The sequence below is a fragment of the Myxococcales bacterium genome, from assembly GCA_016712525.1.
Classification (GTDB): Bacteria; Myxococcota_A; Polyangia; order Polyangiales; family Polyangiaceae; genus JAAFHV01.
Genome location: JADJQX010000001.1, coordinates 424,040 through 436,001, shown reverse-complemented (window position 1 = coordinate 436,001; position 11,962 = coordinate 424,040). Strand labels below are relative to the sequence as shown.

At 69.6% G+C, this 11,962-nt stretch carries 11 protein-coding genes; 7 read left to right on the top strand and 4 right to left on the bottom strand.

Annotated features, from left to right (window positions below; translation table 11 throughout):
• The first annotated feature begins 151 nt into the window (after positions 1-151).
• The gene (locus tag IPK71_01885; protein ID MBK8212474.1) at positions 152-1,219 is read left to right on the top strand and encodes an alpha/beta fold hydrolase; all 1,068 of its coding nucleotides are present in this window, start codon (positions 152-154) and stop codon (positions 1,217-1,219) included.
• A 6-nt stretch (positions 1,220-1,225) separates the two neighbouring features.
• Here IPK71_01885 and IPK71_01880 read toward each other — a convergent pair whose 3' ends face one another.
• A complete protein-coding gene (locus IPK71_01880) occupies positions 1,226-1,618 on the bottom strand; it encodes an MAPEG family protein (GenBank protein ID MBK8212473.1) in 393 nt (130 codons plus the stop codon).
• Positions 1,619-1,678: 60 nt separating this feature from the next.
• On the bottom strand, positions 1,679-3,583 hold the full coding sequence (locus tag IPK71_01875) for a PAS domain-containing protein (GenBank protein ID MBK8212472.1): 1,905 nt from the start codon (positions 3,581-3,583) through the stop codon (positions 1,679-1,681).
• A 217-nt stretch (positions 3,584-3,800) separates the two neighbouring features.
• Between IPK71_01875 and IPK71_01870 the strand changes: the two genes are divergently transcribed.
• Positions 3,801-4,286: a hypothetical protein gene (locus IPK71_01870; GenBank protein MBK8212471.1), complete on the top strand. Its 486-nt coding sequence runs from the start codon at positions 3,801-3,803 to the stop codon at positions 4,284-4,286.
• 9 nt (positions 4,287-4,295) lie between these two features.
• Here IPK71_01870 and IPK71_01865 read toward each other — a convergent pair whose 3' ends face one another.
• On the bottom strand, positions 4,296-5,039 hold the full coding sequence (locus IPK71_01865) for a hypothetical protein (GenBank protein ID MBK8212470.1): 744 nt from the start codon (positions 5,037-5,039) through the stop codon (positions 4,296-4,298).
• 138 nt (positions 5,040-5,177) lie between these two features.
• On the opposite strand from IPK71_01865, the gene IPK71_01860 reads away from it, so the two are divergent.
• The 4 genes from IPK71_01860 (at position 5,178) to IPK71_01845 (ending at position 9,210) form a co-directional block, all read left to right on the top strand.
• The gene (locus tag IPK71_01860) at positions 5,178-6,062 is read left to right on the top strand and encodes an ROK family protein (protein MBK8212469.1); all 885 of its coding nucleotides are present in this window, start codon (positions 5,178-5,180) and stop codon (positions 6,060-6,062) included.
• 232 nt (positions 6,063-6,294) lie between these two features.
• The gene (locus tag IPK71_01855; protein MBK8212468.1) at positions 6,295-7,275 is read left to right on the top strand and encodes a hypothetical protein; all 981 of its coding nucleotides are present in this window, start codon (positions 6,295-6,297) and stop codon (positions 7,273-7,275) included.
• Between the two features lie 14 nt (positions 7,276-7,289).
• The gene (locus IPK71_01850) at positions 7,290-8,000 is read left to right on the top strand and encodes a hypothetical protein (protein MBK8212467.1); all 711 of its coding nucleotides are present in this window, start codon (positions 7,290-7,292) and stop codon (positions 7,998-8,000) included.
• A gap of 16 nt (positions 8,001-8,016) precedes the next feature.
• On the top strand, positions 8,017-9,210 hold the full coding sequence (locus tag IPK71_01845; protein MBK8212466.1) for a DUF1501 domain-containing protein: 1,194 nt from the start codon (positions 8,017-8,019) through the stop codon (positions 9,208-9,210).
• Between the two features lie 58 nt (positions 9,211-9,268).
• Here IPK71_01845 and IPK71_01840 read toward each other — a convergent pair whose 3' ends face one another.
• Positions 9,269-10,681, bottom strand: a complete 1,413-nt coding sequence (locus tag IPK71_01840) for a hypothetical protein (protein ID MBK8212465.1) — start codon at positions 10,679-10,681, stop codon at positions 9,269-9,271.
• 180 nt (positions 10,682-10,861) lie between these two features.
• Between IPK71_01840 and IPK71_01835 the strand changes: the two genes are divergently transcribed.
• The gene (locus IPK71_01835; protein MBK8212464.1) at positions 10,862-11,932 is read left to right on the top strand and encodes an NADH:flavin oxidoreductase; all 1,071 of its coding nucleotides are present in this window, start codon (positions 10,862-10,864) and stop codon (positions 11,930-11,932) included.
• Positions 11,933-11,962: the final 30 nt, after the last annotated feature.

The following is an 11,962-nucleotide window of genomic DNA, read 5'->3' as shown; positions in this document are numbered from 1 at the left end:
CCTCCTACCTTACATGATGGTCGCCCGCGTGATCGGCCCCACGTGCCTTGACGCGCCTTCGTCTCTCGCCGACCTTTCGAGGATGCGGAGCGGTCCAAGGTTGTCTCACGTCGCGAGGTCGAGCCGTGGCCTTCGGTGCTTGGCAGTCGCGATGACGTCGGCCTCGGGGCTCTTCGCGGCCTGCGGAGGCGAGGCGCCGCCTCTCGACGCTCCCGACGCGACGGCCCCGTCGGCCACGGCCTCGAGCGCGCCACGACCCGCGCCGACGCCGCCGATCGTCGACGCCGGCCCTCCGGACGTCCCCGTCCTCGACGCCGCCCCGCTCCGCCCGCCTTGCCCGAAGCTCCCCTGCGCCGATCGCCCGATCGTGTTCGTGCACGGTTTCACGGGCTCGAACCACGATTGGCTGCCCATGATGGACGCGCTCGTCGCGAACGACGGCCGCTACGACGGCTACGTGCTCGCGGGGCGAGGCGACCACAGCTACCCCTCGGGCTCCCTGCCGCGTCGCAAGTACCTCTTCGCGTTCGACTACTACGTCGAGTCCGCCAAGGACGCGCGCGGCAGCTACACGGCGGGGCCAGGGCGCATCGGCTCGAACGCCTCGTACGTCTGCAACCAGCCCGCGGGGAAGGGCCACATCCTGGCCGACAAGGCCGACTACGACCTTGGCTATACCCACGAATACGCTCAAGATTTGTCGGATTTTGTGGACGACCTGATCCGCGCCACGGGGGAGCCCAAGGTCGACATCGTCGCCCACAGCATGGGTGGCGTGATCACCCGCAGCTTCCTCGCGTTTCATGGCGGGAACGCCAAGGTCGACAGGTTGCTCTTGCTCGCGAGCCCGGTCGGCGGAGTGTCGCTCGCCCAGCTCGGGTCGATCGTGGGGCTCGGAGAGCCGTGGATGGGAAAACACGAGATGGCCGAGCTCGACTCGGGCGGCCTCTTGTCGGCGATCAAATTCGAGCGTTGCGGTCTCGCGGGCGTGGGCGGGTGGCCTTCGCACCTCCTCGCGCACGAGACCACCTCCCGCATCGCGCCGCAGTTTTGGGTCATGAGCGGGCAACGCGATCTGCTCGTGGGCTTCGGCTCGGCGGATCACCCCCAAGCGATGCAGCACGAGGTCGTCCCCGGCGTCGACCACCCTGGGATCCTCAAGGACGCGATGTCGATCGCGAAGGTGCGCACGAACCTCGGCGGCATCTTCGAGCCGTGACGCCCCTCAGGCTCCGCGGCGGAGCCACAGGGCCCACGCCGAGAGCAGCACGATCGTCGTCCACGTGATGGCGGTGCCGAGGAAGCGGAACGGGTTCGGCGCCGGCCGGGGCATGCCGATCGCGTGGGCGATGCGCGCGACGAAGATCGCGCCTCCGGCGACGTGGAGCCAGGTGCTGGAGCCGCTACACAGCTCGACCACGAGCATCATCACGATGGCGAGCGGCACGTGCTCGGCGGCGTTCCCGTGGGTCCGCACCGCGACCAAGAGCGGATCCGACTTGCCCGTCCCGAGGCTCACCTTCTCGCGCACACGGTACGCCGTGACCCGAGCCGCGAGAGCGATGGTGAAGATCGCGTTCAGCGCGCCGTAGAGCGCTGTCGTCGTGGGGATTGGCATGCTCGCATCATCGCGAATCGCGCCCCGCGCGTCGAGCCTCGCCAGGGCGCGGCGCGAGGATCACCTCCGTGGGTCGGCGATGAGCTGCTCGATCGTGGCGAGCATGACGGGGATGGAGACCGGCTTCGTCAGCACCAGATCCGCGACGGCCGCGAGCTCGGGGAGCGCGTCGTTCCCGGTGTGGAGCACGACGCGGAGCCCCGGCGCGCCCGCGCGGAGGCCGTCGAGATCCCGAGGTGTCACGCCTCCTGGCATCCCCTGGTCCACGAGGGCGACCCGCACACGCGGCTCGCCTGCCACCACCGCGAGCGCGGCGCTCGCACACTCGGCCAGGAGGACGTGATGTCCCGCGTCGGCGAGCACACGCTCGAGGATGGCGCGGATGTGGGGCTCGTCGTCGACCACGAGCACCATCGCGGGCGCGGGCGCGGCGCTCACGGGCGCCACGGGCGGAGCCGCCTCACCGGGCGCTCGTGGCTCCGCGCTCGGCAGACGCAGGGTGAACACCGTACCTCGACCTACATCGGACTCGCACGTGATCGAGCCCCCGTGATCACGCATCACGGCGTACGCGTTGGCGAGCCCGAGCCCGGTGCCCTTTCCCGGTGGTTTCGTCGTGAAGAACGGCTCGAAGATGTGGTCACGAACCTCGAGCGGGATCCCCGGGCCGTTGTCAGCGACCGCGACCTCCACGTGCCCCGCGCTCCTCGTGAGGCGTACGTCGATGCGTGGGCTCGGCGTCGACTCGAGCGCGTCCCGGGCGTTGACGAGCAGGTTCACCACGACCTGCTCGATGTCTCCCACGTCGACGAGCGCGCGCGCCTCGTCGGCGCCGAGGTCGAGGCGAATCTCGACGTGCTCGCCGATCAACGTCTGGCCGATCTCGACGGCGTGGGCGACGAGCTCGGTCAGCGGCGCGCCGACCTTGTGCTGGCTCGAGCGATCGGCCGCGAGCGTCATCATGTTCGCGACGAGGCGTGACGCGCGCTCCCCTGCCTCGAGCGCCGCCCGAATGAGGCGCCGTTCGCGCTCTCCGGCCGTGCGCCCCACGAGCTCGAGGGTCGGCAACATGACCGACAACATGTTGTTGAAATTGTGGGCCACTCCGGCCGTGAGCTGCCCGACGGCCTCCATGCGCTGGGCGACGCGGAGCGCGCTCTCGGCCTCTTTGTCTTTGGTGATGTCGAGGGAGCCCCCGATGTACTTGTAGGGTGCACCCGTCTCGTCGGTGAGCACCCGCCCCATGGTGAAGACCCAGCGAACCTGACCGTCGGGGCGCACGATCCGGTGCGATGGCGAGGCGAAGCTGCCCGTGCTTCGGGTCTCCTCCATCGACGCGAGCACCCTCGCGCGGTCGTCGGGGTGGACGATGGTGATATAGGCCTCGGGGGCGAGGGGGCGCTCGCAGCCGCAGAGCGCGTACATCGCCTCGTCCCACACGACCTCGCCCGTGCGAAGGTCGAACGTCCAAAGCGCGAGGCCCGTGGCTTCGGCGGCGAGGCGGAGCGTGACGTCGCGCTCTCCGATCGTCGCGCTCTGCCTCCGGAGCTCGCTGACGTCGAGGGCCGCGAAGACGATCTCGGACCCGTCGGCCGAGGGCCACACGTACGACTCGTAGGCGGCCGTCGTGCCCCCGGGCCCAGGGGCGAGGGTCTCGTAGCGGACCACCTTCCCGAGGGTGCGGCTCTCGGCGATCGCTTGTCGCATCGCCTCGCGCGCCGGCGGAGCGACGAAGTCGTAGAGGTCCCCCCCGACGACGTCCTCGTTGCGCATGGGTGCCTGCGTGCGGCTCACGAACGTGATGCGATGATCCGCGTTCGCGCGCACGACGTAGATGGGCACATTGGCGAGGATCTCGTCGAAGAACCCCACGCGCGCCCGGGCCCTCGCGAGCTCGGCCTCGAGATCGCGGATGCGGGCACGCAGCACGTCCACGTCGTCGAAGGATGCGGTCCGGTCGTCCACTCGACGTTTATAGACGGCCTCGGGAGGGCCGCGGGCCATCGCGAGCGCGATCGTGGGAAAAAAGCTTCGGCCCCGCAGCCCCTTCGGAGGCTCACCTGTCGCACGAATCCACGAAAGACCATGGGTTCCGACAGGTTGGGTGGCGGGTCGAGACGGGGCGGGGCGCGCCCGGGAGTCTCCCCTTGAATCCTCGGCCGCGACGAGGAACGCTCATGGAATGCCGCCGACCGAACCCCTCCTGCGTGTGCGTGTGCCGTGCTCCGAAGACTGGTCCGCCATGGAGGAGGACGGAAGGGGGCGCTTCTGCAACCTGTGCAATATGCATGTTCATGACGTCTCTCGCATGACGGAGCACGAGGCTCGAGAGCTCCTCGCGGCCCGCACGTCGAGGGTCTGCGTGCGCTTTTTGTCGGACGCCGATGGCAATGTTCTCTACGGCGCGCCCGAGCCGGGCTTCGTGCCCCTCGCCAACGTGCGCGCGTCGTCTCGGCGGCGCGTCGCGCTCGGGGCAGGCCTCGTCGCGGCGGGGCTCTCCAGCCTCATGGCGTGCGGGCCCTCCGCGTCGAGGGCCACGGCGGGCGAGCCCATGTACGTGCCCACCTCGTCGTGCGCGCTCCCGAGCGCGACCCCCGCCACGTCCGGATCGGCCGCCCCTTCCCCCGCACCCACGCCCCGGGCCGCGTCCTCCTCGCCGACCGAGTAGGCTCGAGGGTCAGCGGTACTCGACCGAGTCGAGCGTGCACCGAAAGAACTCGCCCTCGTCGAAGCGGTCGGTGCCGAAGTGCCAACCGATCCTGTACTCGGTCGGGATCGTGACGCCCGAGAACGTCTTCTCCTCGCTGGCGTATCCGCCGAAGGGCTCGTACCCGAACGTCCCCGGGTGACCGACGTCTCCCCACCTGAGAAGGCTCAGCGCGCCGACGGCGCCGTCGGCGTCGGTTCGGAGCTCCACGTGGGACTCTTCCCCGTGCGCTCGCACGGTGAAGGCGGGGCCGTGGCGTCCGTCGCTCCACTCGACCTCCTCGGTGAGGAGCGCGCCAGGGAGCCACATCGCCTCGGCGTGGAGCCTCCCGATGGCGCTCCGCGTGATCTCGGGGCCGCTCGCTTCCATCACCGGCACGATGCCGAGGATGCGCCACTTCATCGCGCCGCGACCGTCGATTTCGACGTCGGATCCCGAGACGGGCAGCCCTTTGACGAGGGTGTGGGCGTGCCACACGAAGCCACGCGCCCACGAGATGACCTGCGTCGCGTGGAAGGGGCTCCACGCCTCACCGAGCTTGATGCGCCCGTGCATGGAGATGCGCACGGCCCGGGCGAGCAGCGCCCCCTCGGCGAGCGTGTGCGAGAGATAGGCGCGAGCCTGCGCTGGCAGGTGCGTGATCCTCGAACGAGAGAACGTCTCCGTCGACGGTGGCGTCGTGGCCCAGAGCTCCTCGAGTGCTGCGTCTTTCATGCGATACCGATGGGGGGCGAGCGGCGCTCGGCGACGTGGTCGGGGCGTGAGAGTATGCCCCAAGCCTACGTGGGAGCGCGACGAAGCGCCCTCGGAAAACCGTGGTTCGCCCGCAGGGCCTCGCACTACGATGCGCGCATGACCGTCCTCTCCGTAGACCTCGGTGGAACCCGTATGCGTGGCGCGATCCTCGGGGACGATGGCGCCATCCTGTACCGCGACGTGCGTGACACGCCCCAGGGAGACAGCGAGCCGTCCGCGTTGATCGGGCTGATGCGAGACCTCGCGGCCCGCGAGCCGAGGCCCGAACGGGCGATCGTGGGCGTCCCGGGCCGGGTCGATCATCGCGAGGGTTGCCTGGATCATGCACCCAATTTGCCGCCCTCGTGGAAGCCGCACCTCACGGAGGCGAGGCTCGCCGCGGCTGTCGGGCTGCCGGTCCGCTTCGTCAACGACGCGGATCTCGCGGCGGTCGGGGAGGCGTTCTTCGGGGCGGGGCGCGGGGTCGACGACGTGGCCTTCGTGACCGTGTCGACGGGGGTCGGCGGGGGCATCGTGCTCGGCGGGAAGCTCCTCGTCGGGCGCCGCTCGCTCGCCGAGATCGGGCACATGGTCATCGACAGGGCGGCGCACGCTCGTGGCGAGCCGTCCACCCTCGAGCAGCTCGCGTCGGGCACCGCGCTCGCAAGGATCGCAGGGCGTCACGGGCTCACGGGCTCTGCGAGAGACGTGGTCGAGCTCGCCCGCTCGGGTCACGAAGGCGCGCTCGCCGCCCTCGCCGAAGCGCGCGACGCCCTCGCGATCGGGATCCGCAACGTCGCCTACGCCTACACCCCCGAGCTCGTGGTCATCGGCGGAGGCCTCGGGTTGAACGACGACCTTCTCCACCCCGCGATTCGCGCGCAGCTCGACGCCGAAGGCCCGCCCGGCATGACCGTGCGCCTCGCCAAGGCCTCGCTAGGCGACGATGCGGGGCTCGTGGGCGCGGCGGGGCTCGAGCGAGCCCTCACGGGTGCACGATAGCCCGCGATGTCGACAATGTAGGTGTTTCTGCGCATTTAGGGGTCGAACCAGGAGCGGGGGCTGGCCCCCGGCTGGGCCCCTTTCCCGTCATGGATCACCGACCATCCAGGTGAAGGCTTCTATCGTGCTGCAATTGCGCGAAATGAGGTGCGCCCGACCTTGGCACGGCCGGTGCTTAATGGTCAGTGCGGCGCGAATCCACGGTTGGACGAGGCGCCCCCCAGGAGGACCCATGAGCGTGGCACACCTCGGTCGGCGAGCGACCCTTCTTCTCGTCCCGGCCATGATCGTCGGAGCGGTGATGGCGGGCAGCGGCAAGAGCGCCTCCGCCGAAGACACCGACCCGACCGCCAAGAACGAGCGCTGCGCGACGCGCGTCTCGATCGCCTTCACGGGCAAAGAGGCGAGCGCGGCTGTGCTCGCGAACCCGCAGGGGTCGATCGACACGCTCCTCACGGACGCGGCGTTCATCGAGCGGTTCTCCCGCTTCATCAACGGCGACTTCAACGAGACGCCCGGCGCGACCTCCGCGGAGGACTCGTCGTACCACATGATGAAGTACGTGCTCGAGCAGAAGCTCCCGTACAAAGACATGTTCCTCGGGCAGTACCGCGTGGCGGGCGACGCTCAGGGCAACAACGTGCAGGTCACGGCCGACCCGAACGGGCTCGGGTACTTCCGCAGCCAGCCGTGGCAGCTCCGCTACGCGGGCAACGAGCTCGAGGGCTACAAGCTCGTGACCGCGTACCGCATCATGTGGAACACGGTGGGCCTCAACCTGGTGGCGTCGACGAACGTGCCGGGCGCGGACATCAGCACGGCGGCGCGTACGTCGAACCCGGGCTGCACGGGCTGTCACGGCCCTGCCGACAAGAACGCGGCGGCGCCCTGGTTCGCGCTCGATCGCGCGGCGAAGGTGCTCACGAAGGTCCGCCGTCAGAACGGCATGGTGACCTTCACGCCGCCCACCGAGGCGCCGCAGATGGTGGCCGACAAGATGGTGAACGACGACAAGGAGCTCGTGCAGGCCCTCGTCGACTCGCCGAACTTCAGCTTCAACGCGTGCCGTCTCGCGTTCAAGTTCCTCTACGGGCGCGCCGAGAACGTGTGCGAGTCGAAGGTGTTCGACGCGTGCGTCACCGAGTTCAAGTCCAAGGGCACGATCCAAGCGGCGCTCGCCAGCGTCGCGAAGGATCCCGGATTTTGCCAGTGAGAACGGAGGGCATCATGAAAGCATCGACGTTCCTTTTCGCAATTCCGGTGTTCGTGGCCCTCGCGGCCTGTTCGGGCGGCTCCGACGAGCTCACGGGCGGGCTCGACCCGAACGACCCGAACAACCCCAATAACCCGAACAACCCCAATAACCCGAACAACCCCAATAACCCGAACAACCCCAACTCGCCCGAGAAGACCTGCGCCGAGACGCAGACGGGTTACGTGGGGCTCGGCGGCATTGCGCTGCACGGCACGCGCGCCGAGGCCGTGGCGGGTGTCGACCGCGACCGGTTCAAGCCGTTCTCGTCGCTGTCGGGCGAGTTTCGTCGGGTGATGGGGCTCACGACCGCGCCGAACCTTCAGTCGTCCGCGGCGACGTTCGGCGAGGCGCCCGCGCGCTTCTACGCGGAGCCCAAGGCCACGGCGGTGAACCTGTTCGAGGCCTATCAAGTGGCGTTCCGCCTCTGCGAGGCGAACAACACGGGCGGCACCTACGCGACGGCCCCGAGCGACGCGACGGCGCGCACGGAGTGCACGAACTGGGAGCGCAAGTACTGGAGCCGCACGCCGACCCCGGCGGAGATCGACGCGTGCGTGAAGGTGGCAGTGACCGACTCGGTGACGGAGAACCCGGCGACGGGCGCACGTCAGACGACGCCGGTTCGGCGCTGGGCGTATGCTTGCGCGAGCGTCCTCACCTCTGCTGGGTTTTTGACCTACTGAAAGCTGGAGCGAGACCATGAGCAAATTCAATCGTCGTTCGTTCCTCAAGGCGGTGGGTGTCGGCGCAGGCGCCGCGATGGGCGCGCGTATGGCGCCGGGCCTGCTCGGTGAAGCTCGGGCCGCGAACACGCCGACCGGCAAAGGCGCGGTCCTCGTCGTGTACCTCGGCGGCGGGTACAACGCGCTCTTCCCGAGCGCCCGCTCGTTCCTCAACCAGACGTTCGGCGTCACGGCCGGCAACACGGCGCAGGTCCCTGGCGGCCCGCTCGTCGACGCGTCGTTCAACCGGCTCCCGGCGGCGGCGTTCAACAAAATCAGCACGGTGCAGATCAACCACCGCTCGAGCGATCACGGCGGCGCGCAGCGCAACGGGATGACCGAGGGCGCGGTGGGCTTCGCGGTGCAGCTCGCGGCGGCGATGGGCGGCGACGCGAGCATCAAGATGGCGACGGTCGGCGGCGGCAACGTCAACGGCCTCGCGGGCACGATGAACGGCGTGTCGGTGCAGAACATCGGCGACGTGCGCTCGACGATCGACGCCCTGAAGGGCAACGACACGCTCCCGGACCGCGCGATCTCGGGCAAGGCGATCGAGCAGTCGCAGAACATGAGCGCGGGTCGATTGGCCTCGAGCCCGAAGGGCCTCACGCACCTGAAGGACGGCTACGACACGGTGCGCGCGACGCTCGCGAAGAGCGCGGCGGCGTACGACTACGCGTCGATCTTGCCGGGGTACGGCATCACCAACGGCACCGCGGTCAACAACTTCAACTCGAAGATCGCGGCGGCGGAGCTCATGATCCGGTCGGGGACGAACGTGGTGTTCGCGATCGACGGCGGGTGGGACACGCACGGCGACCGCGACGGCTCGAACGTGCGTAACATGATGAATACACGCATCATTCCGCCGCTCATCACGTTCTTCAACCGCATGTGGGTGAACAACCCCGAGCCGGTCGACCGCAACGTGAACGTGGTCATCATGGGCGACTTCTCGCGAAGCCTGCCCGGCAGCGACCACGCGACGGGCTGCGCGGCGACGGTCATCGGCGCCAACGTGAAGGTCGGCGGCTTCCAGCAGGTCACCGCGAACGTCGGCTTCGACCCGAACATCCCGAGCGGCCGCGGCTTCTGGTCGCTCCTCTCGTCGCTCGTCAACGCCCCGGGCAACCCCTTCGGCGCCAACGCCCACCCCGGCCTCAAGGTCTGAGCCGAGGCGAACCTCGACACAAGAAGCCCTCTCTGCTCCGGCAGGGAGGGCTTCGTCGTCAGCGGCGCGGAAAAACGGCTCGAATCGCGGACGGAAAGCGCCTCGCCCACGCGGCCTCGTCGTGGAGAGCGTCGCGCTCCCAGGCGTAGTGGAGGTCGCTCCCGGGCGTCCATCCCAGCGTGACGAGCGCGTCGCGCATCGCTCGTGACTCGCAGTACTGATCGAAGCGCTCCTCCGAGACGAGGGGCGTGAGGGTCGCGCAGCCACCTCCGTCGCTCCCTCCGCTGTCGAGGTAGATCGCGAGGCCTCGCGGAGCGCGCGCCCGGTAGAGCGCCTCGATCGTGGGGTTCGTGCGGCCGAGCGTCCCCCAGCTCATGGTGCCCGAGAACGAGAGCGCCGCACCGAAGACGTCGGGCCTCGCGCGCGCGACGTAGAGGCTCACGAGCCCCCCGAGCGAGGAGCCCCCGATCGCCGTGCTCGCCGCGCCTTCACGAGTCCGCAGCTGCCGTCGTACCGCCGGGAGCACGTCGTCCACGACATAGGCCGCGTAGGCGTCCGCGAGCCCTCCGACCGCGCCGATCCCTGGGAGGGAGTCCGTCGTGTGCGTGTACTCTGCAAATCGGTCGGGGCCGTGGGGCACGGCGACCACGAGGAACGGTCGCACTTCGGCGCGCGTGATCGCCGAGTCGACGGCTACGTCGACGTTCCAGCTCCCCGCGCCTTTGCTCGCGAAGAGGTTCTGCCCGTCTTGCATGACGAGGACGGGGAGCCCCTCTCCCGGAGTGGCCTCGTACACGGCGGGGACATGGATCTCCACGGTGCGCATGGGGAGGCGCCCTGTCCGATCTCGGACGTCGCGGAGGCGCTGTCGATGGCTCTCCGCGCTGCCCGCGACGGCGAGCGAGTGCTCTCCGAACGTGTCGAACGCAAAACGACGGGCGAGCGGGTCGGCGAAGTACTCCGCGCCGCCGCGCACGATTTTGTAGCGCGAACGCACCCCCGCCGGGGAAAACGGCTCGACGCGCACGTAGAGGTCCGACCCCGAAACGACGCGCTCGAGCGGAGACGCGGTGACGCTCCAGCCGTTGTGATCGCCGGCGACCGCGAACGTCCCGCCCCGCCGCTCGCGATCCACGTGGACGATCGCCAGCTTGCCCGCCTCGAGGATCGGAAAGCCTCCGTCGCCCTCCGTGGTGGTGATGAACCCGTCGACGAGCGTGTCGCGCTTCGCGGCATCGGGCTCGGCCCGGAGCGCCGCGACGAGCGCCTCGAGCCGTGCGAGCCGAGAGGGCGCCGTCACCCCGGCTTCGCCCGTGTCCGCGCTCGCGTCGACAGGAGCCGGAGCGGTCACGGGCGTGGGGACCGCCGTCGGTGACGCGTCTCGTTCCTCACGAGCGTCGTCCACGTGCTCGCACCCGAGCCCCGTCACGACGATGGTGGAGAGCAGCCAAGCCCCACGGCGAACGCGCATGCACTCCCGCGTAGCACGTGGCCTGGTCGACGCCCGTAAAAGCCTGCGTCGCCGCCCCGGTTTGCCATGCTGCGTGCTCTCAAGTCTTTGATTGTATATGGTTTTTGCTTCTCCTTGCCGGGGCTTCAGGCAGCGCCAAGAGGGGTGCGCACGGACCGCTCTGTCGGCTATGGGAGGACCATGTCCTCTCCGCTCTTCGCGCCGCTCACCTTCCGCTCGGGCCTCGAGGTCCCGAATCGCATCGCCCTCGCGCCGATGACGAACCAGCAGAGCCACGACGACGGCACCCTCGGAGACGACGAGCTCCACTTCCTCTTGCGCCGCGCCGACGGCGGCTTCGGGTCGATCATGACCTGTGCGTCGCACGTCACGAAGGACGGGCAGGGCTGGCCCGGGGAGCTCGGCTCCTTCGACGACGCCCACGTGCCGAGCCTCGCCCGTGTCGCGCGCGGCCTCGAGGCTCGCGGCGCCAAGACGATCGTCCAGATCTTCCACGGCGGTCTGCGCGCGAACGAGGCGGCGAGCGGGCTCGAGCGACTCGGTCCATCTGCCGTCGACGGGTGCCGCGAGGCCACCCTCGAGGACATCGCGCGCATCGTCGATGCCTTCGCTGCGGCGGCCGCGAGGGCGAAGCGCGCGGGGTGCCATGGTGTGGAGATCCACGGCGCGCACGGCTACCTGCTCACCCAATTCCTGAGCCGCACCCAGAACCAACGCGGCGACGCCTACGGCGGATCTCTCGAGAACCGCGCGCGGCTCGCTCGCGAGGTCGTGGCCGCGGTGCGCGCCGCGGTCGGTCCGGGCTTCGTCGTGGGGATCCGCCTCTCCCCGGAGGACTTCGGAAACGCGGTCGGTCTCGACCTCGACGAGTCCGCAGAGGTCGCTCGGTCGCTCGCGGCGAGCGTCGACTACGTGCACCTGTCTCTCTGGAGGTCCGCGCTGCCGACCACCAAGCGGCCCGAGGCGCACGCGCTCGAGGTGTTCAAGGAGGTGCTGCCAGCCGACGTGCGGCTCGTCGTCGCCGGTCAAATCGCAACGCGCGCCGAGGCCGAGGCGCTCCTCTCCAAAGGCGCAGACATGGTGGCCCTCGGCCGCATCGCCCTCGCGAACCCCGACTGGCCCCGCCGCGTGCACGACCCCGCGTGGGAGCCGCGCCGCCCGCCGCACACCGAGGACGAGCTCGTCGCGAACGGGCTCTCCCCGAAGTTTGCAACCTACATGCGTTCGTGGAAGGGCTTCGTCGAGGGGTGAACGTCCGTGCGGCGTTTTCGGCCCCCGAAC